At 64.8% G+C, this 25,324-nt stretch carries 22 protein-coding genes; 17 read left to right on the top strand and 5 right to left on the bottom strand.

Features of this window, described 5'->3' with window-relative positions:
• The first annotated feature begins 221 nt into the window (after positions 1-221).
• The 9 genes from ACH46_RS20990 to ACH46_RS20260 all read left to right on the top strand — a co-directional run bounded on the left by ACH46_RS20990 (position 222) and on the right by ACH46_RS20260 (position 9,724).
• The gene (locus ACH46_RS20990; RefSeq protein ID WP_226995699.1) at positions 222-851 is read left to right on the top strand and encodes a helix-turn-helix transcriptional regulator; all 630 of its coding nucleotides are present in this window, start codon (positions 222-224) and stop codon (positions 849-851) included.
• Between the two features lie 2 nt (positions 852-853).
• The gene (locus ACH46_RS20295) at positions 854-1,486 is read left to right on the top strand and encodes a hypothetical protein (protein ID WP_062394648.1); all 633 of its coding nucleotides are present in this window, start codon (positions 854-856) and stop codon (positions 1,484-1,486) included.
• 333 nt (positions 1,487-1,819) lie between these two features.
• Positions 1,820-2,401, top strand: a complete 582-nt coding sequence (locus ACH46_RS20290; protein ID WP_062394647.1) for a tetratricopeptide repeat protein — start codon at positions 1,820-1,822, stop codon at positions 2,399-2,401.
• A gap of 65 nt (positions 2,402-2,466) precedes the next feature.
• Positions 2,467-3,153, top strand: a complete 687-nt coding sequence (locus tag ACH46_RS20285; RefSeq protein ID WP_062394645.1) for a hypothetical protein — start codon at positions 2,467-2,469, stop codon at positions 3,151-3,153.
• Positions 3,154-3,234: 81 nt separating this feature from the next.
• Positions 3,235-5,886: an ATP-binding protein gene (locus tag ACH46_RS20280; protein ID WP_157851114.1), complete on the top strand. Its 2,652-nt coding sequence runs from the start codon at positions 3,235-3,237 to the stop codon at positions 5,884-5,886.
• 4 nt (positions 5,887-5,890) lie between these two features.
• Positions 5,891-7,090 carry an SPFH domain-containing protein gene (locus ACH46_RS20275; protein WP_062394642.1) on the top strand — a complete coding sequence of 400 codons (1,200 nt, stop codon included), beginning with the start codon at positions 5,891-5,893 and terminating at the stop codon, positions 7,088-7,090.
• Positions 7,090-7,749 (top strand): hypothetical protein, encoded by a 660-nt coding sequence (locus ACH46_RS20270; RefSeq protein WP_062394640.1) that lies wholly within the window; start codon positions 7,090-7,092, stop codon positions 7,747-7,749. The genes ACH46_RS20275 and ACH46_RS20270 overlap by 1 nt, the downstream gene beginning before the upstream one ends.
• Positions 7,746-9,341, top strand: coding sequence for a prolipoprotein diacylglyceryl transferase (locus ACH46_RS20265; RefSeq protein WP_062394639.1), 1,596 nt, complete (start codon positions 7,746-7,748; stop codon positions 9,339-9,341). The genes ACH46_RS20270 and ACH46_RS20265 overlap by 4 nt, the downstream gene beginning before the upstream one ends.
• 2 nt (positions 9,342-9,343) lie before the next feature.
• Positions 9,344-9,724, top strand: coding sequence for a hypothetical protein (locus ACH46_RS20260; protein ID WP_062394637.1), 381 nt, complete (start codon positions 9,344-9,346; stop codon positions 9,722-9,724).
• Between the two features lie 136 nt (positions 9,725-9,860).
• Here ACH46_RS20260 and ACH46_RS20255 read toward each other — a convergent pair whose 3' ends face one another.
• Complete coding sequence (locus tag ACH46_RS20255) at positions 9,861-10,955, bottom strand: inositol-3-phosphate synthase (protein WP_062394635.1); 1,095 nt, start codon at positions 10,953-10,955, stop codon at positions 9,861-9,863.
• Positions 10,948-11,604 (bottom strand): PadR family transcriptional regulator, encoded by a 657-nt coding sequence (locus ACH46_RS20250; RefSeq protein ID WP_062394634.1) that lies wholly within the window; start codon positions 11,602-11,604, stop codon positions 10,948-10,950. Before ACH46_RS20250 ends, ACH46_RS20255 begins: the two co-directional genes overlap by 8 nt.
• 151 nt (positions 11,605-11,755) lie before the next feature.
• On the opposite strand from ACH46_RS20250, the gene ACH46_RS20245 reads away from it, so the two are divergent.
• From ACH46_RS20245 to ACH46_RS20235, 3 genes are all read left to right on the top strand, one after another.
• A complete protein-coding gene (locus ACH46_RS20245) occupies positions 11,756-12,148 on the top strand; it encodes a DUF5318 family protein (RefSeq protein WP_062394632.1) in 393 nt (130 codons plus the stop codon).
• An 89-nt stretch (positions 12,149-12,237) separates the two neighbouring features.
• Entirely contained in the window at positions 12,238-14,559 is a 2,322-nt protein-coding gene (locus ACH46_RS20240) for a transglycosylase domain-containing protein (RefSeq protein WP_062394631.1), read from the top strand.
• Positions 14,559-16,043, top strand: coding sequence for a glycosyltransferase family 87 protein (locus ACH46_RS20235; RefSeq protein ID WP_226995698.1), 1,485 nt, complete (start codon positions 14,559-14,561; stop codon positions 16,041-16,043). The genes ACH46_RS20240 and ACH46_RS20235 overlap by 1 nt, the downstream gene beginning before the upstream one ends.
• A 110-nt stretch (positions 16,044-16,153) precedes the next feature.
• Here the strand turns inward: ACH46_RS20235 and ACH46_RS20230 are convergent, their stop codons facing one another.
• Positions 16,154-18,172 carry a GNAT family N-acetyltransferase gene (locus tag ACH46_RS20230; RefSeq protein ID WP_062394628.1) on the bottom strand — a complete coding sequence of 673 codons (2,019 nt, stop codon included), beginning with the start codon at positions 18,170-18,172 and terminating at the stop codon, positions 16,154-16,156.
• Positions 18,173-18,333: 161 nt separating this feature from the next.
• Here ACH46_RS20230 and rpsF point away from each other — a divergent pair, with 161 nt between their 5' ends.
• From rpsF to rplI, 4 genes are all read left to right on the top strand, one after another.
• Positions 18,334-18,615, top strand: a complete 282-nt coding sequence (gene rpsF / locus ACH46_RS20225; protein ID WP_062394626.1) for a 30S ribosomal protein S6 — start codon at positions 18,334-18,336, stop codon at positions 18,613-18,615.
• Positions 18,616-18,757: 142 nt separating this feature from the next.
• Complete coding sequence (locus ACH46_RS20220; protein ID WP_062394625.1) at positions 18,758-19,324, top strand: single-stranded DNA-binding protein; 567 nt, start codon at positions 18,758-18,760, stop codon at positions 19,322-19,324.
• A 40-nt stretch (positions 19,325-19,364) separates the two neighbouring features.
• On the top strand, positions 19,365-19,619 hold the full coding sequence (gene rpsR, locus ACH46_RS20215; RefSeq protein WP_062394623.1) for a 30S ribosomal protein S18: 255 nt from the start codon (positions 19,365-19,367) through the stop codon (positions 19,617-19,619).
• A gap of 20 nt (positions 19,620-19,639) precedes the next feature.
• Entirely contained in the window at positions 19,640-20,089 is a 450-nt protein-coding gene (rplI, locus tag ACH46_RS20210; RefSeq protein ID WP_062394621.1) for a 50S ribosomal protein L9, read from the top strand.
• A gap of 68 nt (positions 20,090-20,157) precedes the next feature.
• Here rplI and ACH46_RS20205 read toward each other — a convergent pair whose 3' ends face one another.
• On the bottom strand, positions 20,158-20,781 hold the full coding sequence (locus ACH46_RS20205; protein WP_062394619.1) for a TetR/AcrR family transcriptional regulator: 624 nt from the start codon (positions 20,779-20,781) through the stop codon (positions 20,158-20,160).
• Positions 20,782-20,853: 72 nt separating this feature from the next.
• Complete coding sequence (locus ACH46_RS20200; RefSeq protein WP_226995697.1) at positions 20,854-21,414, bottom strand: hypothetical protein; 561 nt, start codon at positions 21,412-21,414, stop codon at positions 20,854-20,856.
• Between the two features lie 407 nt (positions 21,415-21,821).
• Here ACH46_RS20200 and ACH46_RS20195 point away from each other — a divergent pair, with 407 nt between their 5' ends.
• A complete protein-coding gene (locus tag ACH46_RS20195; protein WP_062394615.1) occupies positions 21,822-25,310 on the top strand; it encodes a replicative DNA helicase in 3,489 nt (1,162 codons plus the stop codon).
• Positions 25,311-25,324: the final 14 nt, after the last annotated feature.

The following is a 25,324-nucleotide window of genomic DNA, read 5'->3' as shown; positions in this document are numbered from 1 at the left end:
CACCCGACTCTCATGCGTGATCACACACGGAGTGCGTCGGCGTCATGCGCGGATCAACCTGATCGGCTGTCGGAAAGGGCATCCACCCACCTGAAACGAGCCCCCAGACGCAGAAGACTTCTCCTGGGGGAGAGCGGAGAGGCTTGTGGATGATGAATGTGCCGAGTAGGAGTGCTGCATACGGCCCGGGGTACCGGGCGCATGATCGTGCGGCGCGACCCGTGCCGAGTGTGAGCGGCTCTGTTCGATCGATTCGGCGGCGCGAAATTCTTCTGACCGATGCAATCGGTGTCATGTCACCGAGTTCTTTCGAGCGGGAGGCGACGGCTGCGTGGGTTAGGTCCCTCGGGTATGCGGCAGAGGCGGTCGAACCGTACGACTTGAGGACGCGGCGGACACTTCCGAGGATTCTTCTGGCACACGGTGCGGAGTCGGTGAACGCCGCAGAACCCGCCGTGCTCGCGCGCATGGGTGTGATCGTCCTCGTCGACGGACCGCACTCTGGGCCGGTGTTGGGTGCAGCCCGGCTCGTGCAGAACGGTGGCAACGCCGGAACGGAGATCCGGGCCGTCCTGGGCCGGATGCTCGGAACTCCGTCGATCGAACCGGTGACGGTGTCGAGTCGGGAGCAGGAGGTGCTTGCGACATACGTTCTCGGCGACACGGTCAGAGAGACGGCCACGCACCACCACATCGCCGAATCAACTGTCCGCACCCACTATCGGCGCGTCGCTCGGCGGTATGAGGCTGCCGGCCGACCGATCGCAAACAAGGCTCAGCTCCTGCTCGCGATGGTGTCCGATGGGTGGCTGCGACTCGATGGATCGCTCGGCGTCCGGGCTGATGAGTGACGATGGACGACTCCGCGCAGACTGCGATCGCTGCGCTGGCGCGGCGGGCGCATGTCGCAGTCGTCCAGGAGGGGCGTCCGTTCTGCGAGGCGATGTACGACGTCCGTGTGGACTTGACCGTCCCCTCTGCGGCACTTCTCGGCTGCACTGGAAATCGTGGATCTGAACGCATGGAAGAGCTGTTGGCCTTGATACCGGCCGACGATCACCCTCGCTGGAACAGAGTGGTGGTTGTTGCCGTGATCGTGCAGAGCCTGCTCGTGGGCGCCGACAGCGACGAGCAGGGCTCATGGTCCGCTGGGTTCGCCCAGCGCCTGGAGGGCCTCCCCGACGAGGATTGGCCGACGGTGATCGACGGTGTGGTGGCGAATGATGCGGGAGGGCTGCTCACTGTCGACGTCATGCGTCAGGTGGTGGACAGGTTCGCCGAGGACGTGGCGCCGGCGACGCTGGACGCGTGCTGTATGGCGCTCGCGGCCGCAGCCGTTGGCCGGGGCGATGTCGACGAGGCGGTCCGATCGATCGCGCGAGCTACCTGCCCGCTCCTTGTCGCTCGGTTGCCGGACACACGTGGCGGTTCGGATCGGGATACGGTCCGGGGACGGTATTCACAAACCGAGCGTGGGTCCTACTAGGCAACACGGCCCAGCCAGTCACTCGGTTGGATACTCGAGCCCTATCCAATCATCGGATCGGGTAGTCGCTGAATGATCCGATCTGCACAGAGGCTGGCCCCTTTTCTGGGGACAGGGGTTGGTCGAGATGTCGCCCAGACGGAGTAATCTGTCCGAGTTGTCTTGCCCTAAAAGAAATGTCGTGCCTATGCTGCGTCAGCAAGATGTCGAGTCGTGGTCGTCGTAGGGGGCGGCGATTTCTGCACAGAGTTCTGAGAATCACTTTCACCTGCGTTGGATCGTCAAATTGTGATGGTCAGCGGGTGCATAGAGCAAGGATTGAAACCAAGCGAAATGGCCGCAATCGTCCACGACACCGTCTGCCCGGGGTGTGGCGCACCCGCCGAACTGTCGGCGAACGAGTGCGAATACTGTGGTCGGCCGGTTCTGATCACCCAGTTCTCCTCGGTTCGTGACTGGTCCGGTCCCGATGTCTCGAAGTATGTCAAGGCGTACGAGGGCTTCTTGAAAGAGGGAATGGATCCCGACGTCAAGCTCGCGCTCGCCATCTGTCTCCTGAAACTCGGGCAGCATGCTCGGGCGTTAGTCCAGGTCAGTGACGCCATCAGTTACAACGTGGACAATCCGGAAGCGTACTTCTACTCGGCGATCGCTCGGCTCGGTGGCAAGCGTCCGGCGCTCGGATCCATGGATGTCCTGCGCGAATCGCTCAACGACCTCGAATCGGCGAAGATGCTGGAATCTCGCGGGGCCTTCTACTACCTCTCAGGACTCATTCGGGCAGACTTCTTCGAACGTAAGCGAATCCGGCAGTTGCCGACCTCGGGAGAAGAGTTCGACGTCGCTTCGTCGTTCGGAGTGTCTCAAGAAGACATCCAATTCATTCATGATCTGACGAAGACGCCGATGACCTAGCGGTGCCTCGTTCGGACCCCACCCTTTGACTAGTGGCATGGAATCCCTCTAAGGAAGAGAAACGAATGGTTGACGTCTCCCAGTTGGAAAAGTATTTCGCACCGGACAAGAGCATCTCGCCCGCGGTGAAGACGATCGCGGGTGGCCTGGTTGTGCTCCTGATCGGCGCAGCGGCCTCGTCGACGATGATGATCCTGGTCGGTCTGCTCGTGATCGCGGCCGGTGGCTTCTGGATCTACCAGATCAAGAGCGCCACCAGGGTCAGTGATGCCGAAGTGCAGGAAGTCATCGACGCTGGTGCGCGGCCGGCACTGGATGAGGCGTATAGGCGATTCGGTCTGGTCCCGGAGTCTCTCGTCGCCGAAGAGGTCGTTCTCGTGGGCCAGGACTTCAAGTCTGTGGGCAAGCGCGGCGAAGACGGTGTCTGGCGGACGGCCGGCAACATCGTGAACGTGCTCCTCTTCTCGGAGAAGTCTGTTCACCTCTACAGTCATCGGTACAACATTCTGAAGCCTCAGGATCGGGCGGGAAGCACGGAAGAGTACTTCTACCGGCACATCGTGTCGGTGAGCACCTCAGAGCGAGAGTTTGAGGTAAGCGACCGGAACGGCGAGCACGAAATGGTGCGATTGGACTTGATGCTGCTGCGTAACTCGGGCGGCCAACCCATTGAGCTCCTGGCCTACAACGACGAAGTTCTGCATCAGGCCGTCGCTTCTGCTCGCTCGGTGATCCAGCAGCGTCAGGACTAGGACGAACTCTGCCTGGGGCAGTCACATCGCCGACCTCGGTGCCGTGGCTGCCCCAGGAACGTCTCGTGCGGAGAGCGGTCAATGGACACACGAAAGCTGGGCAACTCGCGCTGTGCAAGTGTCGAAGCCGTCGAGATACTGCGGATCCCGTCGGAATCTGTGATTCGGGAGCAGCATCCGGACGGTGATCTGACAGAGCACGTTCGTCACGAGTTCTCCCTGTTCCTCGACGAGATCGCGAGCCTGGACAATGCGCTCGGATCTGCCGGGAGCTTGGCGCTCGAACTGCTCTTCGTGTCCAATCCAGCGATCGGCCAGGTCCACACGGGCGAGATCCGCACGTTCCTGATCGTCCGCGCGCTCGCTGACACCGAGGAACTCAGCGAGGCGGCGGTGGTCGACGGGCTCAGCCTCGGCCGCAGTGCCTTGGTCGGGTCCGGGTTCGACGTGTCCGAGACGGGGACCGGCGACATCGCCAGGCTTCGTTCGCAGTCATCAGAAGACGGACTTTCAGCGCTCGTCCGTCGCGCGCGCATTGTTCAATTTCACAATGCGGCCCTTCCCGCGGCGCTGGTGTACGACCGGTTCCCCGCTGAGGCGATCAACCTGAATCGCCTGTACGACACTCTGGTCGACTCGCCCGGTTCGCACGTGTCGATCCAGCTCATCGTCGACGGATTCAGCGGTGCCGAGTCCGACTTGGTGTCTACTGTGGCCCTTGGACTCGGAGCGATAGAGAGGGGCATCCAGGACCCTTCGATGGCCGGGATGTCGTTCGCGACAGCGAAGCGTCCCGCCGAGACATACGGGTACTACGCCGATCGGCTCGCAGGGTCGGTGTTCCAGACCAGCGTCGTGATCGGTGGGCGTCCAAGCAGTCGACGGCAGTTGTCCAGTCGGATGACCGGAGCGCTGGCGGGAAGCGTTGACGGTGGATTCTTCGACGTGGTGCGACTCCCGATGGACAGCGGGAACCTCGGCGTCGGCCTCGACGAGACTGCCCTGCCGTGGAGGGTCTTCGCTGCCGTCGACGCGGCCGCTCCGGGCAGAGTGTGGCCTGCGGAGACGCCGTCTGCCGCCCGTCGCCTTCCCTTGCTGGCAACGGCCGCGGAAGCGAGCCAGCTTTTTCGCATACCGTTCGGTACGGACCGCGTCGGGGCGGGTTTCCGGGTGCACCACACGGTTCGACGGAGCCGTACGTATCTCGCGGGAGTGGTCGACAACGACCTCGAGGTCGGAGCGATCGGCGCGGCCGGTGCCGGGGTGCCGCTCGGCTTCACGCTCAACGACCTCACCAAGCACATGTTCGTCACGGGAACGCCCGGATCAGGTAAGACCACCTTCAACGTCGGCATGCTCGACACGCTCTGGCACAAGCACAAGATCCCGTTCCTGGTCATTGAGCCGGCGAAGAACGAATACCGCGCGTTGATCGAGTCGATCCCAGATCTGCAGGTGTTCACTCCGGGAAAGAGTTGGCTTTCGCCGCTGGTGATGAACCCGTTCAGGCCAGGCGAAGGGGTGCGAAGCGAGAACCACAAGACGGTGCTCAAGAGTGCATTCGGCGCGGCCGTCACGATGGCCTCCCCGCTCGACAGACTGTTCGAAGCGGCTCTCGACAATCTCTACTCCCAGTTCGGATGGCTCGACTCCGACGACCTGGGGGTGGGGCACCCGGTGCCGAACGTGAGAGATTTCGTTGATGCCTTCCGCAGTGCCATCGACCAAGTCGGATACACCGGCGAGGCCGCGAACATCGGGCGTGCCGGCCTCGTTCGCCTGGCCGGCATGGTGCGCGTATTCGACACCTACAAGAGCATCCCGGTCGAGGACCTGTGTACCCGTCCCACGCTCATCGAGCTGTCAGCGATCGAGAACTCGGCGGAGAAGGCGCTCTGGGTCGCACTGATTCTGTTGCAACAGTTGAGCTATCACAACGCGAACACCGTCGGTACGGGTGATCTGCGGCAAGTGCTGCTTCTGGAGGAGGCACACGTCCTCTTCGAAGCGTCCGACACGGGGCAGGAGGGTGCCGCGTCGCCCGCGGCCGTCGCGCAGGGCATTTTGAAACGCATGCTCGCCGAGATCCGGTCCTACGGTGTCGGAATCGCGATCGCGGACCAGTCGCCACGAAAGGTCGGTGGAGACGTCATCGCACTGACCAACATCAAGTTGGCGTTTCGCATCGTTGAGGCCGAGGATCGAGAGATCCTCGGGAACTCGATGAACATGGGTGCCGAACAGGTGCGGAGGCTCAGTGGCCTGCGTCCGGGCGAGGCGTTTCTCTTTCATGATCGGCTTGAGGAGGCCGAGGAGTTGGTGACGCCCGACTACCGCTCGACAATGGGCATCAGCATCAGCATCGATGACGAACGATTGAAGTCGAGGTTGCGCTACTTCGATTCTCGCCAGGAATTGCTGAAGCCGTTCCCGGAGTGTGACCTCATTCCGGAATGGGATGCCACTCGCTCCGAGGTGGCCAGGCAATTCGCGTCCCGCATCTTTTGGGCGCATGTCACCGTGTCTTCGGATCTTGACACGGTTCGGGCGGTCTATCGCAGGATTCGAACGCATGCTCGATCACTCGACAAGAGGTACTCCAACGTCGACGACACGCTTCTGGACATGATTCGAGTGTATTTTCTAAGGCTCGTCAGATTCGAGACGGAGCTTCGGCTCCCGAGCGGGTTTGAAGCTGCAGTCCTCAGTGCTCAAGCGGTAAGAGAAGGGTAATCGAATGCGGGTATTTGATGTCATCCAGAACGAGAGGGGCGCGGGTGACAACTCGGTCGTCGCCTGGAAATTCGACGGGGAGGACTTCTTCGACCGATCGCAGTTGATCGTCAACGAGTCTGAAGAAGCCGTCTTCTTCCAAGACGGGTTGGCCATGGAGGTGTTTCAGGGTGGCCGCTACACGTTGGACACACGCAACCATCCGTTCCTGACCAAGCTCCGCAGCAAGCTGTCTTCGGGAAAGAACGTCTTCACCTCGCAGGTCTACTTTGTGAACAAGGTGCACCGACTCGAGATGAAGTGGGGCACCGACAGTCCGATCCAGGTGCGTGACCCGATCATGCGGGTGCCGACCAAGGTCACGGCCCGCGGCTCGTACAGCTTGCAGATCGTCGACGCGAAGAGGTTCTTGATCAAGCTCGTCGGCAATGTTCGGCAGATGACGGACCAGGAACTCAATTCCTATTACCGGTCGGCGTTCAGTCAGTACATCAAGGACGCCATCGCCGATCACCTCATGAACGCGAACGAAGAAATTCTCAACGTCGCGAACAAGAAGGCCCAGTTGGCCGGCGGAATCAAAGAGACTCTGATGCCTCTGCTCGACGACTACGGCGTCGAGATGGTCGACTTCTACATCGCCGCGATTGATATTCCGGATGACACGTATCGCGCCCAGTTCGAGCAGAACGAACTCGACATCGCGATGAAGGTCAAGCATGGAGTCGCAGACAGTCAGGTGAAGATACAGACTGCGCTCGGTGACAAGGGCGCGATGGATGTCCTCGGTGCGGACTGGGGGCGCCTGCAATCCGCCGAGATTCTCCGTGATCTGGCCAATAACCCGGGCGCTGGCGGAATCGCATCGACAGGTGCCGGCATCGGATTCGGCATGGCCGCCAGCGGCGTCTTCGACGACATGGCCCGCAATCTCATCGTGCCGCCGTCACAGCCCGCGAGCCAGCAGTCTGCGCCGGAGCCTCCCGCTGCTTCGGTGCCGACGGACTTCATGCCCGCTGCGCCGACCGCTCCTCCATCCGGTTCCATCTCGTGTGGAAACTGCGGTGCTGGGCAGCCGGCGGAGGCGAAGTTCTGTTCTGAGTGTGGAACGCGGCTGGCCGCGTCCTGTCCCGGCTGTGGGGCGGGCGCAGCACCAGGTGCGAAGTTCTGTGGTGAGTGCGGTACCCGAATTGGAGGAATGTGATGAAACGCTTCTTGCTGGCAGCCGTGATCCCGCCCGTTGTGGTCGGTCTCCTGCTCGTGCTGCTGCTGCCCGCGAGTCTGTTCAGTCCCGGTGTCATCATCGCGTTGATATTCGTCCTGCTCTTCTACATCGTGATGGTGTGGTTCCCGACCCAGGCCCCGGGTCGAGAGGCCAGCACGGTCTACTCCGGAAGCTACGAACTGCTGGTGTGGCCGTACTTCGTGGCCGCGGTGATTATCGCGGCCATCGCGCTCGTGCCGGTGATCTCGTGGAAGTGGATTCTGGCTGCGGACATCGTGACGCTGGGGTTGTTCATCAGCATCGCGATGTCTGCGAAGTCGACATCCGAGCGAGACGCGGCGCTGACGACTGAGAACAAGGCGGCCGTCGCGGATCTGCGTCGGATGGCACTTCACGTACAGAACGTGGCTGCGCAGGAGACGGATCCGGTGCTCAAGAAGCGGGCGCGGCAAGTCGCCGAACAGATTTCGATGTCTCCGTTCAAGGGTGTACCCGGATCAGCCAGTACCGAATGGGAACTGCAATTGGCAGTCGACGGGCTGGCCTCTGCAGCGTCTCGCGGCGAGAGCGGAGCCACGTTGGAGAAGATCTCGCGACTGATCGATCAGCGGAACCGGATCGTGAAGACCGAACGGTGAGCGACCTCTACGACTCTCCGGAGCCTGCGACATTCGTCGAACCGGACGTGTCGATCGTCGATGAACCTGTCATCGACGGTGCGAGTTTCAACGACGCGGGAGCCGACGCGCCGGCAGAGGTTCCCGCGGAGGATTCCTCGGCTGCCGATGTCAGCGCGATCGCTGAGGACTGGTCTGCCGAAGCTTCCGACGTCGACGAGGAACCGATACCCGAACTCGGTGATGTGCCGGCGGACGCAGAACCTGCGGGCTGGGATGAGGTCGAGGCCGAGGACGTGTCCTCCTCGGAGGACCCTGAGTATGGCGACGCGGCAGAAGTCGCCGACGAGGACTGGGGGGAGATCGCTGCGGAGACTCCTGAGGTGAACACGCCTGACCCGGCACCGGAGGACTGGGCTGAAGACGAGGTCGTCGACGTGGCGGCTGCAGAGGCGCTCGACAGCGAGACTGCCGACGTCGGTGGAGCTGATGCAGACGTCCCGCTCGACGAGGCTGTCGACGAACCTGACGATCAGGTTTCGGACCTCGTGAAACCGGCGGGTGACGACACGGCGGAAGAGGTTCCCGAGGCAACGGACGTGGTCGCCCACGCGCAGGAGACGGTGACCTCGGCCGACGAGATGCCGGCCGACCTCGATGCGGCGCTCGACGAACAACTGCCCACCTCTGATGCTGTCGCCGACACCGATGAGCCCGGTTCATTCGACAGTCCCGACGAGGTCGGCGAGTTCGGAGTACCTGACGAGCCCGAAGACAATGCGGTGGAGGCCTCGCCCGATCCTCTCGACGAGGTCACCGAGGAGCCGGAAGATGTCGGGTCACTCGACAGCGGTGACGCCGAAGCTCTCGCAGATGCGCCGGACGAAGCCGACCTGGTGGCCGAGGCCGAGGAGGTGGCACAGTCCAGTGAGCAGGCCAAGGCATTGTTCGAGGCCGAAGCCTTGGCAACGGACAGCGCAGATGCGAAAGTCGTGTTCGATGCTTCCGTTGCGGAGAAGCTCGCCACGTCGAGTGACACTCCGACGATGCCGGACGAAGTCGCGGATGCGACTGTGTACGAGGGCTGGGACTCTGCGGCGGCCGCAACTGAAGATGCGGTCGAGCATGCCACCGACATCGGCGCATTCGAGCCCGCCCACACGAAGACCGACGTCGGCTCAGCATTCTTCGCACCTGGCGACGACATCCTCTCGAGCACTGCAGACGTCCCCGACTACCCGGGCGAATATGTGCTGGACCTGCATGGTTCTCCGGATTCCGTCAGCGTCCCAGGGGCCGACGGGGTCGACCACACCGTTGATGCGGCGGAATTCGCGAACATCGTGCAACAGTCGACGGAGTGGAACGGGGAGCCGATCAGGCTGTTCTCGTGTGAGACGGGACAGGACCCGAACGGTTTCGCGCAACAACTCGCCGATGAGCTCGGGGTCGAGGTGACAGCGCCGACCGAGGAAGTGAGCCCGAACCCGTTGGGTAAGGACTACCCAGCCCAGATCGCGGAGTCGAAGTCGACATCGATGTTCGGCGGCATGCTGCAGGTCCCCGGTGAACCTGGAGAATGGAAGACCTTCAAACCGAAAGGCGGTGCCTGATCATGGCGGAGTGGAAAGCGGTGTCTCCGTGGCGAGACGTCACTGGTCCGGCTGGTGAACTGCGGTTGGACGACTCCCGGGCTCCGCTGGAGCGTGCCGAGGCCGATCGCGTCGTCGCCTACTTGAAAGCGGGTGGCATCGTGTTCCGTAATACGGAGAAGATGCCCGATCCGCTGGCCGGCTCGGACGCTCCGGTCTTACCGCTGAGCCTGCGGACCGACGGTGAATGGATCTGGAACGATTCGCTGACCTATCTCGTCGAGAACCATTGCTTCTGTCCGCCGGACGACTTCATGGAGTATTTGCGCCGACGGGATTTCGAGCCGCGGACTCCGTCGCGCGAGGACGTCGCCGAGGCGCTGCGTGCTGTGCGCGGCGGCTGATGAGACGACTGGCCGACAAGGGATCGCTGCGCTCGCAGGCGGCACTCGATCAGCCTGGAATGTGCGCCTGGTACGCAGACACGACAACGCCCGCCCCGGGAAGAGACCGGGGCGGGCGTTGGTCGAGCGCTACCGACTAGTCGGCGCCGATGATGAAGGCTTCGAGCTGTGCGCGGGCCTTGTCGTCGGCGACCTGCACGGGCGGGCTCTTCATCAGGTAGGCCGAAGCCGGGAGGATCGGGCCGCCGAGGCCGCGGTCCTTGGCGATCTTCGCTGCGCGCACGGCGTCGATGATGATGCCGGCCGAGTTGGGCGAGTCCCAGACCTCGAGCTTGTACTCCAGGTTCAGCGGCACGTCGCCGAAGGCGCGACCCTCGAGGCGGACGTACGCCCACTTGCGGTCGTCGAGCCATGCGACGTAGTCGGACGGGCCGATGTGCACGTTCTTGTCGTACACCTTGTTCGCGAGCGAACCGTGCAGGTTGCTGGTGACGGCCTGCGTCTTGCTGACCTTCTTGGACTCGAGACGCTCACGCTCGAGCATGTTCTTGAAGTCCATGTTGCCACCGACGTTCAGCTGGTAGGTGCGGTCCAGAGCGACACCGCGGTCCTCGAACAGCTTCGCCATGACGCGGTGCGTGATGGTGGCGCCGACCTGGCTCTTGATGTCGTCGCCGACGATCGGGACACCGGCGGCGCGGAACTTCTCGGCCCACTCGGGGTCGGAGGCGATGAACACCGGCAGGGCGTTGACGAACGCGACGTTCGCGTCGATGGCGCACTGCGCGTAGAACTTGTCGGCCTGCTCGGAGCCCACGGGGAGGTAGCTGACGAGAACGTCGACCTCGAGGTCCTTCAGCGTCTGAACGACGTCGACGCCTTCACCGTCGGCCTCGGTGATGGTCTCCTTGTAGTACTTGCCGAGACCGTCGAGGGTGTGGCCACGCTGGACCGGGACGTTCAGCGGCGGAACGTCAGCGATCTTGATGGTGTTGTTCTCGCTGTTGTTGATCGCCTCGGAGAGGTCGAAGCCGACCTTCTTGGCGTCGACGTCGAACGCGGCGACGAACTCGACGTCGCGGACGTGGTAGTCACCGAACTTGACGTGCATGAGGCCGGGGACCTCAGCGGTGGGATCGGCGTCCTTGTAGTAGTGCACGCCCTGAACCAAGGATGAAGCGCAGTTACCCACGCCAACGATGGCTACGCGCACTTTGTTGGTATCACCCATGGTCGGGATCTCCTTCTTGTTGCAGCGGTACGGCGGATTGCTGTGCCGCCGAGTTCTTACTTGCGTCGTTCTGCGTCGCCGAGTCCGGCGTCGCGGAGCGATGTTCTGGGGAGCCGACCGAACCGGAGGCCTCGTCGGCGATCATCTTGTTCAGCCACTGGACCTCGCGTTCGCTGGTCTCCAGGCTGAGTTCGTGCATCTGGCGGGTGTAGTACTGGTCGGTGGACCGGGTGGTCCGTCCGATCAGTTCGCGCAGTCCTTCGCGTCGTTCCTCGACCTGGCGTCGGCGACCCTCCAGGATCCGCATCCGCGCGACGGCGGGAGTGCGACTGAAGAAGGCCAGGTGAACGCCGAAGCCGTCGTCGGTGTAGTTCTGCGGCCCGGTGTCGGCGACGAGTTCGGCGAACCGCTCCTCGCCCGCCGGCGTGAGCCGGTAGACGCGACGTGCGCGGCGAACCTTGGTCGCGGTGACCTGTTCGGGCTCGTCCTCGACGATCAGTCCGTCGGTCTGCATGCGGCGCAGCGTCGGATACAGCGATCCGTATGAGAAGGCGCGGAACGCTCCGAGCAGGCCGGTGAGCCGTTTGCGAAGTTCATACCCGTGCATCGGCGATTCGAGCAGGAGGCCGAGAATCGCCATTTCGAGCATGACGCGACCTCCTTTCGCTGCGTTATCGCGCCGTGATGCATTGACCAATGTATCGCATCGATATAACTCGGGTGCAACTGACCGGTAGCGTCCCGAGGTTGATTTGCATCACACGGCGAGTCGGGGTGTCCGCGCGTCTACGCTGGGGAACGTGCACCGCCAGATCGTGGACTTCGCACTCGCGCGACGCGAGTGCCTGTCGCGTGTGCGGACCGGTCGAACCTCCCTCGCGTCGGTGTGCGATGCCGACACCTACCTCGTCCGAGCTGCGAAGTTCCACGGAAAGCAGACCGACGAGGTCTGCCCGATCTGCCGAAAGGAACAGGTCACGCTGGTGTCCTGGATCTTCGGCGAACACCTCGGTCGGATGCACGGATCAGCGCGATCGGTCGCGGAGATCCAAGAGCTCGACGCCACAGCGCGCGAGTTCACCGTCCACGTCGTCGAGGTGTGCCGTACCTGTCGTTGGAACTATCTTGTGCAGTCGTACGTTGCCGGGTTGCCCGGAGGCGTCGCACGACGCCGCCGTCGGGTCGCCGAGTGACATGACGAGAGTTGGCTGCACCGCAGTCATGCGTCACAGTTGTGAGTGAAGATTTCGTCCGCGCGAGAGCGCAGAGGAGTGGGTGAGCGATGACCAGCAGTAAAGGTGCTGCGACGTCGGATAAATCGACGACGGTGAAGGCCACGGCGTGGGTGCTCGGTCTGATCGCCGGAGCAGTGCCACTGGTCGCCGTCGCCGTGGTGGTGGCGTTCCTCTTCACCTATCTCACCGTCGACGTCCCGTCGCCTGGCGACCTGAAGCAGAACCAGGTGGCCACGATCCTGTCCAGTAAGGGCACCACGATCGCCAAGATCGTTCCGCCCGAGGGCAACCGCACCGACGTCAAGTACGAGGACATCCCGCAGTCCATGATCGACGCGATCAAGGCTGCCGAGGACCGTGACTTCGACTCCAACACCGGCTTCTCGACCAGCGGCTTCACCCGCGCGGTGCTCGGCAAGATCACCGGCCGTGAAGGCTCGGGCGGTGGCTCCACCATCACCCAGCAGTACGTGAAGAAGGCCATCGTCGGCGACGAGGTCAGCTACAAGCGCAAGTTCAAGGAACTCGCGATCGCCACCAAGATGTCCCGCCAGTGGTCCAAGGAACAGATCATGGCGGCCTACCTGAACACCATCTACTTCGGTCGCGGTGCCTACGGCGTCGACGCGGCCGCCCGCGCCTACTTCAACATCCCGTTGAAGAAGCTGACCGTCTCGCAGGCGGCGCTGCTCGCGGGCGTCGTCCGCGGTCCGTCGATCTACGACCCGGCCGTCAACCCCGACCTCGCGGTGAACCGCTGGGACTACGTCCTCGACGGCATGGTCGCCACCGGCGCGCTGAGCAAGGCCGATCGCGCCGCACAGAAGTTCCCCAAGATCGCCAAGGTCAAGGACAACTCCGCGGCCAACAACACCGACGGTCCCAACGGGCTCATCAAGCGGCAGGTCCTCGCGGAACTCGAGGCGGAGGGCATCTCCGAGCAGGAGATCCAGACCGCCGGTCTGAAGATCACCACGTCGATCGACCCGCAGGTGCAGAAGGCGCTGGTCTCGGCGTCGCGCGGCAAGTTGGAGGGCGAACCGAAGAACCTGCGTACCGCCAGCGTCTCCGTAGATCCGGCGACCGGTGCCGTCCGCGGCTACTACGGCGGTGAGAACGCCTCCGGCTGGGACTACGCCTCGGCAGGCCTGCAGACCGGTTCGATCTTCAAGGTCTTCGCGCTCGTCGCGGCCCTCGAGCAGGACATCCCGCTGTCGCAGCGGTACAGCTCCGACCCGTACCAGGCGCCCGGCGGCCTCACCATCGAGAACTCCGACGGCGAGACCTGCGGCACCTGCAACCTGGCGACCGCGCTGAAGATGTCGCTGAACACCGTCTACTACCGCCTGATGATGGACCTGAACGGCAAGGCCGATGCCGTCGCCGACGCCGCGCACAAGCTGGGCATCGCGGAGAGCTTCGGCAACATCGAGCACACCCTGCAGGAGAAGAACGGTCACCCAGAGGGCGGCGTCGTCCTGGGCCAGTACCCGTCGCGCGTCCTGGACATGGCCTCGGCCTACGCGACCCTCGCCGCGTCGGGCATCTACCACAAGCCGTACTTCGTCCAGAAGGTCGAGACCTCGACCGGTGATGTCCTGTTCGAGCGCGAGAAGGACAAGGGCAAGCGCGTCATCTCGGCGGCCGTCGCCGACAACGTGACCGCGGCGATGGAGCCGATCGCGGCGTACTCGAACGGCAACTCGCTGTACGACTCGACGTACGGTGCGCGCCCGTCGGCCGCCAAGACCGGTACCGCCCAGCTCGGCGACACCGGCGACAACAAGGACGCCTGGATGGCCGGTTACACGCCGCAGCTGTCGACCGCGACCTGGGTCGGCACCGACAAGGGCACCGCGCTGCGAAACTACAACGGCGCCATGATCTACGGCAGCGGACTCCCCGCGCAGATCTGGAAGGCCGCGATGGACGGAGCCCTCGAAGGAGAGCCGATCGAGCAGTTCCCGACGCCGGAATCGGTCGGCGGACAGGCGGGCGTCCCGTACGAGCCGCCGCCGGTCACCAACACCCCGACCGACACCTACACCGAGACGACGCGTCCGCGTAACCGTCCGCGACTGCCCGGAACCAACGAGAACGGCGACATCGTCGTCGCCCCGGGAGTCACCATCCCTTTCGGGGGTGGTAACGGCGGTAACGGAGGGGGTGACAACGGCGGTCAGACGGACGGTTCCGGCGACGGCACCGGAGGCGGCGGCGACGGAACCGGCACCGGTGACGGGACGGCCGGAAACGGTGGCAACAACGGCGGAGCCGCCAATGGCCCGCGCGGCCGACAGCCCTCTGACGATCCGGTGATGGTACCGACGATACCGATGGCGCCGATGAAACCGGTGCCGACGACATAGTGGATTCGACGACGGACTCCCCGGAACCGCTCTCCGCCGATCTGAGAACCGACACCGACCGCGTTCTCCCGTCCTGGGTCGGCCCGCAGTTGCGGACCGCCAGCGACACGATCGGCGGACCCGTGGGACTCCACGCGGCAGTCGGCCGGAGCCGTCTCTGGACTCCGCTGCGCGTCGTCTTCCTGATGGCGCTGATCGGACTGTCGATCAGCTGGTTCGGCAAGGCCGGGTGCATTCAGCAGGCACCCGTCGAAGGCCAACCCGGGCAGGTCCGCTTGAACTGGGACAACCAGCGACAGTTCGTCGGCCTGTGCTACTCGGATCTCATCGCGTCGTATCGCAGCGACAAGCTGACGCCCGACGACCTCTCCGGGGGCGCCTTCCCGTACCGGACCTTCTGGATGGTGAAGAACAACGACGGTGCCGAGGTCAAGGCCTACCTCGCGGAACCGGCACTGACCGCGATGTTCATGTACGTCAGTGCGCAGGCGGCACGGGGGTGGGCCTGGTTCGCCGATGCGGTCGGACTACCGTCGACCCTCGACGTCGTCAATTACTTCAACATCAGTGCGCTGCTGCTGTCGCTGTTCTGGCTGCTCGCAGTCTGGGCGACCATGATGACCGACCGCCGCCGACTGTGGCTGGGCGCCCTGATGGCGCTGTCGCCGATCCTGCTCTTCCATGCGTGCACGTCCACCGAGATCCTGCCGCTCGCGCTGCTGTCGGTCGGTATGCTGTTCTGGTCGCGCGGCAAGCCCGGGTGGACGGGCTTCTTCACCGGCCTGGCCGCGGCCGCGGCGGTGTATCCACTGCTGCTGATCCCCGCGGTGGCCGTGCTGTGCGTACGCAACCGGCGGTTGCGCGACCTCGGGGTGATGGTGGGCGCCACCGTGATCGGCTGGCTCCTGGTGAACCTGCCGCTGCTGATCCTCTACCCGGCCGGGTGGGGTGCCTCCTACCGGACGTGGCGTGGGCGCGGGGTGGAGCCGGACACGCTGTACCGGCTGATCTCCCTCGCGACCGGATGGAATCCGACGCCGTCGCTCATCAGCGGGCTCGTCGTCCTCCTGCTGGTGGCGGTGGTGGCGACCGTCGTCTACATCGGGCTGCGGGCCACCGTGGAGCCCACTCTGGCGCAACTGATGTTCCTACTGGTGGCGGGGTTCCTGCTGTTCGGAAAGGAGTGGACTCCGCAGTCGTCGCTGTGGCTGGTGCCCCTCGCGGTGCTGGCGGTTCCGTATCCGCGGGCGGTCCTGGCGTGGATGACGTTCGACGCACTCATCTGGATCCCTCGAATGGCGCTGTTCCTGGACGCCGATCGGAAGTGGCTGCCGCCCGACGTCTTCTACGCGCTGAACACGCTGCGCGGCGCCGTTCTCGTCGGACTGTGTGCGGCCGTGGTGTGGCAACTGGTCCGGCGCGACGACGATGCTCCCGCGTCCGGCCGATTGCTGCGCTCCCCGCGGTCGACAGTCGCCGCCTGAGGGGTTCTACTCGGCCCTACGAACATCTGCGTCCCCCTGAGGGCGCGCCGAGGGCGATTTGCCCTCGGTAGGCCCTCACGGGGACGTAGTTGTTCGAAGCCTCGGGTAGCTCAGCTCTTCGTCGCTGATTTCGCGACCCGCGCCTGCAGCAATTCGCGCGACGCGGGCCAGTCGTCGTCGACGATCGCGAACTGCGCGGTGGTCCGCCACCCGCCGCGGAAGCGGCGGTGCTTGCGGAGCAGGCCCTCTTCGACGGCGCCGAGCTTGGTGATCGCGGCGCGCGACTGCGCGTTCTCCTCGTGCGTGTGCCAGACGACGCGGACCGCGTCGGCGACGGTGAACGCGTACTCGCAGAGCGCCAGCTTGGCGGCCGGATTGACGGCGGTCCCCATCGCGGCCGGACTGTAGAACGTGTAGCCGACGGCCAGGGTCTGGTTCGCGGCGTCCACGTCGTAGAAGCTGGTGGTACCGACGAGGGTGCCGTCAGCGTCGATGACGGCGAACGGGATCCGGTGGGGGTTGGTCAACGCCGAGCGGATCCAGGCGATCGCCGATGCGGTGTCGTGCGGGACGCCGCTGGTCCAGCGGTAGAGGTCGGCATCGCTCGCGACTTTTCCGAGGTCCTCCGCGTCCGACAGTTCCAGCGGACGGAGGGTGATCGGGCCGCTGACGAGCGTCGGCGTGCCGAGCCAGTTCTGCGCGTCGGTGTCGTCGACCGCACGAAGACGAGTCAGCGGTCCGGGCGACGGAACGGTCCCGGTCAGATAGGAGGCCAGCGGCTCCCGAGGCTTGGCGTGCACGAACACCACGATCAAGACCAGCAGGATGACGGCATGCGTCCAGACGCCGATGTTGACACCGGCGATCACCCAACCGTGCGTGGTGGGCGAGTAGTTGAGGAGCAGGTGAAAGATCGTCAGGTCGAGAACCGTGTCCGCCACGAGGTACAGGGCGATCAACCACCACCGCACCCGCAGCAGGATGAAGAAGGGCAGGATCCACAGCGTGTACTGCGGCGAGTGGACCTTGTGGAAGAGCATGAAACCCGCCAGCATCGCCGCGCTGACACCGAGCCAGGGGAAGGCGCCGTCGCGCCGATAGACGCGCCAGCCGAGGTAGCACGACACCGCGAACGCGACGACGATCAGCAGGGGAGACGCGACATCGACGATGCTGTTGTAGATGGGTGTCTCGCCGCCGGTCAAGAACCGCAGGCCCCAGTACCAGATCGAGTTGGTGGAGAGGTTGGCCTGCCGCAGACTCTGGAAGTCGATGGCGGCCTTCCACCCGTCGTAACCGGCGATCATGAACGGCACCTGGGTGATCGCCACGGTGACGATCGCGGACAGCGCCACATATCCCGCACCCAACCAGTCGAGGCTGCCGCGCCGTGGGTCGCGGCGTCGGTCACCGACCTCGCCGCGGGTCAGGACCCACAGCATCAGCGGCAGCACGAACAGGCCCGGATAGATCTTGAACGAGAAGCCGACGCCGAGGGGAATGGCTGCGATGATCGCCGTCGTCTGGACCGACCAGCGCCGGTGTCCGGTCCCGGGGTCGGCGGAGCCGCCCCACGCCATCACGGCGACGCCCGCCACTGCGGCGGCGACCACGGGCAGTTCCCAGTTGTGGAGGGCGTACAGCATCAACGGCGGGGTCGCGACCCATAGCATCGACCACCAGCGGGTCATCAGGGCCAGGAGGATCGCGATGATGAACGCGAACGGTGCGAGGAACAGCAGACTGTGCCACAGGAACTCGCGGTCGGTGTTCGCGCCCAGGCCCGACAGCCACATGAACAGGCCAGACAGCACCGGGTACTCGACGACGCCGCCGAACAGGTGACCGTCGGGCGTGATGCCGCCGTGGATGTAGGGGAAGACGTGGCTCGCGAGCCCGCGGCCGTGCCACATCGTCATCAGGTCCGAGTAGCAGGGGATGACGTCGCCGCGCTGGCCGAACAGCCACTCGCGCTTGGCGCCGGGCTCGCTCGGGGTGGTGCAGCCGACCTTCGTCGCGTACGCCAGGGCCGACGAGGCGGCGGTGAACAGCATCGCGACGACGAGGATCAGCGTCGTCTCGCCGAAGTGAAGCCGCTTGGCGGCGTAGGCATTGCGGGCCGGTGGCATGCGAGAAGACTAATGCAGGCCGCCGACCTCCGCCGTCACGGGTCGACGGGGATTTCGCAGGTCAACCGGCGGTCATGTATCTTAGACAGGTTGCCGACGCAGGCGACCCTCCTGCCACGGAACGTCCGTGGCCGAAAGCCCATAGGAGGTGATGTGGTCTTATGCGTCATTACGAACTGATGGTGATCCTCGATCCGAGCCTGGACGAACGCACCGTCGCCCCATCCCTGGATACCTTCCTCAACGTTGTTCGCAACGAAGGCGGCAAGGTGGACGACGTCGAGATCTGGGGCAAGCGCCGCTTGGCCTACGAGATCGCGAAGAACAACGAGGGCATCTACGCCGTCGTTCAGCTCAACGCGACTCCGGCGACCGTGAACGAGCTCGATCGTCAGCTGAAGCTGAACGAGTCGGTGCTTCGTACCAAGGTCCTGCGCAAGTAATCCACAGGCCCACGAGGCCGCTGCAGACGGTGTGGATTCATCGCTGAATTTGTCGGTGATGGCACATAGGGTGGTGTCAACCACTACAGGTGCGCACTGACACATCAGACAGCAGCGTCCTCGACACGATTAGGGGAGACTCATGACGGACACGGTCATCACGGTCATCGGAAACCTGACTGCCGACCCGGAACTGCGGTTCACCGCATCCGGCGCACCGGTAGCCAACTTCACGGTGGCCTCCACTCCGCGGACATTCGATCGTCAGACCAACGAGTGGAAGGACGGCGAAGCGCTGTTCCTCCGCTGCAGCATCTGGCGCGACGCCGCAGAGAACGTGACCGAGTCCCTTCAGAAGGGCACCCGAGTCGTGGTTCAGGGCAAGCTCAAGCAGCGGTCGTACGAAACCCGTGAAGGGGAGCGTCGCACCGTGGTTGAGCTCGAAGTGGATGAGATCGGTCCCTCGCTCCGCTACGCGACCGCCAAGGTGACCCGCACGCCCCGTAACAACGGTGGCGGCGGAGGCAACTTCGGCGGAAACCAAGGCGGCGGATACGGAGGCAATCAGGGCGGCGGAAACTCCGGCGGCGGCTACGGCCAGCAGCAGGGACGCCCCCAGAGCGCCAACCGGCCTGCCGACGACCCGTGGGGCAGTGCGCCCGCAGCGGGCGGCGGCTTCGGCGGCGGGGACGACGAACCACCTTTCTGATTCCGGGCTGCTACCCGGAGACCATTAACTGGAGCAATACATGGCAAAGCAAAAGGGCCGCAAGCCCCGCGTTGAGAAGGTCACGAAGGCCAAGGCCTGCACCTTCTGCAAGGACAAGAAGACCGTCATCGACTACAAGGACACCGCGCTGCTGCGTCGTTTCCTGTCGGACCGCGGCAAGATCCGTTCGCGTCGAGTCACCGGCAACTGCGTGCAGCACCAGCGCGACATCGCCGTGGCCGTGAAGAACTCGCGTGAGGTGGCTCTGCTGCCGTTCACGTCGACCGGACGCTGAGCGGGAAGGGAAACAGAACAATGAAGCTGATCCTGACCGCCGCTGTTGAGAACCTCGGCGAAGCCGGCGACACCGTTGAGGTGCGCGACGGCTACGGCCGCAACTACCTGCTGCCTCGCGGCCTGGCGATCGTCGCCACCCGCGGCGCGCTGAAGCAGGTCGACGGCATCCGTCGTTCGCAGGAGGCTCGTGCCGTGCGCGACCTCGATCACGCCAACGAGATCAAGCAGGCCCTCGAGGGCCTCGAGAACGTCTCGCTGACCGTCAAGACTCAGAACTCGGGCAAGCTGTTCGGTTCGGTCTCGGCTGCGGACGTCGCGAACGCGATCCGCACCGCCGGCGGCCCCGCCGTCGACAAGCGCAACGTGGAGCTCCCCAAGGGCCACATCAAGGCTCTCGGCGAGTACCCCGTCATCGTCAAGCTGCACCCGAAGGTGGAGGCCAAGCTGAGCCTCGCCGTCGTCAGCTGACGTAGCGAAACCAAGAACGAGGCCGGTCTCCTTCGGGAGGCCGGCCTCGTTCGTGTCTGTGGGACGCCCTACGGCCCCGTCAGCCCGGTGACCATCAGTCGGAACATCACGTCCGTGGTCTCCGCGATCGACTCCCGCTGCGACGGTGGCCACTTCGCGATCTGCTCGGAGGTGTGGAAGACGAACAGGTGCAGCGTGTCGGGGTCGATGTCGGCGCGGATCTCGCCGGAGGCGACGGCGTCGCGGACGAGGCGGTTCCACAGCTTCGAGACGGCCTCCATCTCGGGGCGGAGTCGTTCGCGCATCTCGTCGGGCAGATCGCGGTAGTTGCGGATGTGGGCGGGCGAGACGGCGCCGAGCTCCAGTCGCGTGGAGATGAAGGCGCGCATCGCGGCGAAGAGCCGCTGGCCCGCGGTGGCGTCGGACAGCTGATCGATGGCGTCCTGCACGGCAACGTGGACGGCGTGCGTGGCCCCGGCGAGGGCTTCCTCGACGAGCTGGTCCTTGGACTCGAAGTAGTAGTAGAGGCTGCCGGCCTGCATGCCCGCAGCGTCCGCGATCGCCGACAGCCGGGTGTGCTGATAGCCGGTCTCGGAGAGGACCTTGCCCGCGGCGTCGATGATCCGCGCTCGGGTGACCTCGGACTTCGAGAGGCGGGCAGGAGCGGCGGCGGTGGTCTTGTCAGCAGGCATGGGACTCTCCGGGTGTTGCGTCTGTCCCCTAGAACCTACCGTTTCGTTAGAAAACTGCGGGCATCAGGGATGTCAGGCACGCACCTTGGGGTTGCCGTCGTGCGCACGGTCCCCGCGCGGGTACAGAAAGCGATGGGCGGAGCGACTGACGGCGAAGCCGCGATTCCAGTTGCGGCAGATCACCTTTCCGGCCCGGGGGACCGCGCAGGTCACGTTGGCGACGGTGATCCGGCTGCCGGCCTTGAGCGTCGGGACGCGGAATCGGCCGGCGGGTCCGATGCGGAAGGTGGTTCGCGGGCGAACCCAGTAGGGGCCCTGGGTCTCGCCCGAGAAGGCCACGCCGACGACGCCCGGAGGTGCCGTCCGCGGCTTCACGCGGCAGGCTGCCGCGCTCGCCGAGGGGCCGATCTGACAGAGCACCGAGCCGGTGCGGAAGAAGTGCCTGCCGTTGTCGGCGTACGCGAGCGAACGGTATGGGGTCGCGTTCACCGCCCGGTAGCCGGACAGGTCGAACGAGGTCGGAGGTGCGGCGTCGGAGGTACCGACACTGCTCGGCATCAGAGTCGCGATCAGAGCGGCGACGATGAGGACGATCGTTGTGGCGCCCACCCGCGCCAGGTTCGATGCACGCATGCACTCATTGGAACACGGGGCGGTCGGCCGTCTCCCGATGTTCATGTGATCGGGGTCGCTTCGTCTATCAGAAAACGGCGAACCAGACGACGTCGACACGCCATGAAAGCGGCCCTCGGCGTGGCGCAAGGCAACACGCCGAGAGAATTGAAATCGATTCTCTGTGGATATCGTCAACATGCCATGACCTGCGAGAAGTGCACGAATCCGCAATGAAATCGGTGACTGCTCCACAAGCTTGTCCACATTTGCTCCTGCGACGGCGGAAGTTGTCCACACCCCGTCCACAGGTTTATCCACAGGGCCTGTTTGGCAGTGGCAAGCTCCTCGCCCTAACCTTTCTGAAGGGTTCGGTTTCCCGTTTGGAAACCGGCGATTTGGACTTGTTCGACGTAGGGGGTGCGTGCGTGGCTAACGATGCCGATCACGGTCGAGAGCCGGATCTGCCTCCGGAGCCGCCGACCGAGGAGTTCGGCCGCCAGCCACCGCAGGACCAGCAGGCGGAGCAGTCGGTTCTCGGCGGCATGATGCTGTCGAAGGACGCCATCGCCGACGTCCTCGAGCGCATTCGACCGGGCGACTTCTACAAGCCCGCGCACCAGGCCGTGTACGACGCGATCCTCGAGCTGTACGGCAAGGGCGAGCCCGCCGACGCCGTCACCGTCGCCGCGGAACTGGAGCGCAAGGGCGAGCTCCGCAAAGTGGGCGGCGCACCGTACCTGCACACGCTGATCTCGACGGTCCCGACCGCCGCGAACGCCGGCTACTACGCGGAGATCGTCGGTGAGAAGTCGATCCTGCGGCGTCTCGTCGAGGCGGGCACCCGCATCGTCCAGTACGGCTACGCCGGTGCCGACGGCCAGGACGTCGCCGAGGTGGTCGATCGCGCGCAGGCCGAGATCTACGAGGTCACGGAACGCCGCACCACCGAGGACTACGTGGCGCTGGAAGAACTGCTCCAGCCCACGCTCGACGAGCTGGACTCGATCGCGTCGCGCGGCGGCCTCTCGCTCGGCGTGCCGACCGGCTTCAAAGACCTCGACGAACTCACCAACGGCCTGCACCCCGGCCAGATGATCATCGTCGCCGCCCGCCCCGGTGTCGGCAAGGCGCTCTCGCTCGACACCCCGCTCCCGACGCCGACCGGGTGGACCACCATGGGCCGCGTCGCGAAGGGCGACAAGCTGCTCGGCCCCGACGGTCGTCCGACCACCGTCGTCGAGACCACCGACGTGATGACGCGTCGCCCCTGCTTCCAGGTGGAGTTCGACGACGGCGCCGTCATCGTCGCCGACGAGCAGCACCAGTGGGCGGTCGAGATCGACGGCGAACAGCGCGTCGTCACCACCGATGAGCTGCAGCTGTACGGCGGTCGTGCCAATATCACCAACACCAAGCCGCTCGAACTGCCCTACCGGCCCCTCGCGTACGGGCCGTACACGGTCGGTGCGCTCGCCGGCATGGCCTACGACGACCCGGAGATCGGCGCTCGCATCGAGGCCGAGGGTCCCGTCGATGTCATGACGCTGATGACCGACCTCGGCGGCCGGATTCCGCACGAGTACCTCCGCGGCTCGGTTTCGCAGCGCCGCGCGCTCCTCGCCGGCATCCTCGATTCGCGTGCTCGCGTCGACGACGACGGCTGGATCACCGTCCCCGCCGCCACCAACCACATGTCGTCCGTGGTCGGCGACCTCGCCGCAGGCCTCGGTTACCGGTTCCGTCGCGCCAGCAGCGGCTGGGTGCGCCTCAACGCGCCCGACGAGGTCTTCACGGTCTTCGACAAGGCGCAGCGACACAAGGAGCTCCGCGGCAGCGTTCGTGCGCGTCGCGTCGTCTCCGTGCGGGCGATCCCGAGCGTCCCGGTCCGGTGCGTCCAGGTCGACAACATCCGTCACCTGTACCTGGCGGGCGAAGCGATGATCCCGACCCACAACTCCACCCTCGCCATGGACTGGCTGCGGTCGGCGTCGATCCACCACGGGCTCACGTCCGCGATGTTCTCGTTGGAGATGAGCAAGACCGAGATCGTCATGCGTCTGCTGTCGGCGGAGGCAAAGGTGAAGCTCGGAGACATGCGTTCCGGCAAGATGTCCGACGACGACTGGAGCCGCCTCGCGCGCCGCATGGGCGAGATCACCGATGCGCCGCTGTTCATCGACGACTCGCCGAACCTGACGATGATGGAGATCCGCGCCAAGGCGCGGCGCCTCAAGCAGAAGCACGACCTCAAACTCGTCGTCATCGACTACATGCAGCTGATGACCTCGGGCAAGAAGGTCGAGTCACGACAGCAGGAGGTCTCGGAGTTCTCCCGATCGATCAAGCTGCTCGCCAAGGAGCTCGAAGTCCCGGTGGTCGCGATCTCGCAGCTGAACCGTGGTCCCGAGCAGCGTACCGATAAGAAGCCGCAAGTCTCTGACCTGCGTGAATCTGGCTGCCTGCCTGCGTCGACCCGCATCCTGCGTGCCGACACCGGAGCGCAGGTGACGATCGGTGAACTGCTTGAGACCGGTGAACGTCCGCTCGTCTGGAGCCTGGACGAACGCATGCGAATGGTCGCGCGACCGATGACCAATGTGTTCTCGACGGGAGAGAAGGAGGTCTTCCGCGTTCGGATGGCCTCGGGGCGCGTCGTCGAAGCGACGGGAAATCATCCGTTGATGACGGTCGACGGCTGGGTTCCGTTGGAAGAGCTGTCGGTGGGGTCGCGCATCGCAGCGCCTCACACGGTCCCGGAGCCGGCCGCGACCACCACGATGGCCGAGCACGAACTCGTCATGCTTGCGCACACGATCGGCGACGGCTCGTGCGTCAAGCGTCAGCCGATCCGCTATGCGAGCATCGACGAACAGAACCTCGCGGCCGTCGGAGCCGCTGCGTCCGGTTTCGGCATCACGGCAGTGCGTGACGAGCATCCGCAGGCACGTGTCGTGACCCTGCGCCTTCCCTCACCGTATCGACTCACGCACGGCCGGCGGAATCCGATCGCCGCATGGCTCGACGAGCTCGGCCTCTTCGGCTTGCGGAGCTACGAGAAGTTCATCCCGGCAACTGTTTTCGGGTTGTCCAACGCGCAGATCGGCCTCTTCCTCAGTCATCTGTGGGCGACCGACGGTTCGGTCCGCTGGGACGACAAGGCGCACATGGCGCGGATCTACTATGCGACGACATCGCGTCGTCTCGCCGACGACGTGGTCCAACTGCTTGCGCGCCTCGGCGTGTATGCGCGGATCTCAGCGGCGAACAAAGCGGGCTACCGCACGTGCTGGCACGTGGTCATCAGCGGTGTCGAGGCGCAGCTGAGGTTCCTGACCGAAGCGGGGGTCTACGGCGAGCGTTCCGTCGGGGCAGCCGAGGTTCTGGAGAAGCTCGCCGACGTCACCGCGAACACCAACTCCGACACGGTGCCGCAGGAGGTCTGGAACAGGGTCCGTGATCTGCTCGCGGAGCAGCGGATGACGCATCGCGGGTTCGCGTCGGAGATGGGCACGCAGTTCTGCGGTGCGGCGATGTGGAAGCGCTCGCCGAGCAGGTCTCGCCTCGCCAGAGTCGCGAAGGTTCTCCACGACGCCGACATCGAGATGCTGGCGACCAATGACGTGTACTGGGACAAGATCGTCGCGATCGACAGCGTCGGTGTGCAGGAGGTCTTCGACGCAACGGTTCCCGGCACGCACAACTTCGTCGCCGACGGCATCACCGTCCACAACAGCCTGGAGCAGGATGCCGACATGGTCATCCTGTTGCACCGACCCGATTCCATCGAGCGCGACGACCCGCGCGCCGGCGAGGCCGACATCATCGTGGGCAAGCACCGTAACGGTCCGACGGCCACGATCACCGTCGCGCATCAACTCCACCTGTCTCGGTTCGTGGACATGGCGCGGGGCTGAGTTCTTCCTGTGTC

Origin of the sequence: Gordonia phthalatica (assembly GCF_001305675.1) — a bacterium.
Taxonomy (GTDB): domain Bacteria; phylum Actinomycetota; class Actinomycetes; order Mycobacteriales; family Mycobacteriaceae; genus Gordonia; species Gordonia phthalatica.
Note: the sequence above shows the minus strand (reverse complement) of the source record. Positions and strands in the feature narration are given on the sequence as shown.

Excerpts from the sequence above, each read along its gene's own strand:
- ACH46_RS20295 (WP_062394648.1), top strand. The coding sequence starts at position 854 with ATGGACGACTCCGCGCAGACTGCGATCGCTGCGCTGGCGCGGCGGGCG.
- ACH46_RS20290 (WP_062394647.1), top strand. The coding sequence starts at position 1,820 with ATGGCCGCAATCGTCCACGACACCGTCTGCCCGGGGTGTGGCGCACCC.
- ACH46_RS20285 (WP_062394645.1), top strand. The coding sequence starts at position 2,467 with ATGGTTGACGTCTCCCAGTTGGAAAAGTATTTCGCACCGGACAAGAGC.
- ACH46_RS20280 (WP_157851114.1), top strand. The coding sequence starts at position 3,235 with ATGGACACACGAAAGCTGGGCAACTCGCGCTGTGCAAGTGTCGAAGCC.
- ACH46_RS20275 (WP_062394642.1), top strand. The coding sequence starts at position 5,891 with ATGCGGGTATTTGATGTCATCCAGAACGAGAGGGGCGCGGGTGACAAC.
- ACH46_RS20270 (WP_062394640.1), top strand. The coding sequence starts at position 7,090 with ATGAAACGCTTCTTGCTGGCAGCCGTGATCCCGCCCGTTGTGGTCGGT.
- ACH46_RS20260 (WP_062394637.1), top strand. The coding sequence starts at position 9,344 with ATGGCGGAGTGGAAAGCGGTGTCTCCGTGGCGAGACGTCACTGGTCCG.
- ACH46_RS20255 (WP_062394635.1), bottom strand. The coding sequence starts at position 10,955 with ATGGGTGATACCAACAAAGTGCGCGTAGCCATCGTTGGCGTGGGTAAC.
- ACH46_RS20250 (WP_062394634.1), bottom strand. The coding sequence starts at position 11,604 with ATGCTCGAAATGGCGATTCTCGGCCTCCTGCTCGAATCGCCGATGCAC.
- ACH46_RS20240 (WP_062394631.1), top strand. The coding sequence starts at position 12,238 with ATGACCAGCAGTAAAGGTGCTGCGACGTCGGATAAATCGACGACGGTG.
- ACH46_RS20230 (WP_062394628.1), bottom strand. The coding sequence starts at position 18,172 with ATGCCACCGGCCCGCAATGCCTACGCCGCCAAGCGGCTTCACTTCGGC.
- rpsF (WP_062394626.1), top strand. The coding sequence starts at position 18,334 with ATGCGTCATTACGAACTGATGGTGATCCTCGATCCGAGCCTGGACGAA.
- ACH46_RS20220 (WP_062394625.1), top strand. The coding sequence starts at position 18,758 with ATGACGGACACGGTCATCACGGTCATCGGAAACCTGACTGCCGACCCG.
- rpsR (WP_062394623.1), top strand. The coding sequence starts at position 19,365 with ATGGCAAAGCAAAAGGGCCGCAAGCCCCGCGTTGAGAAGGTCACGAAG.
- rplI (WP_062394621.1), top strand. The coding sequence starts at position 19,640 with ATGAAGCTGATCCTGACCGCCGCTGTTGAGAACCTCGGCGAAGCCGGC.
- ACH46_RS20205 (WP_062394619.1), bottom strand. The coding sequence starts at position 20,781 with ATGCCTGCTGACAAGACCACCGCCGCCGCTCCTGCCCGCCTCTCGAAG.
- ACH46_RS20200 (WP_226995697.1), bottom strand. The coding sequence starts at position 21,414 with ATGCGTGCATCGAACCTGGCGCGGGTGGGCGCCACAACGATCGTCCTC.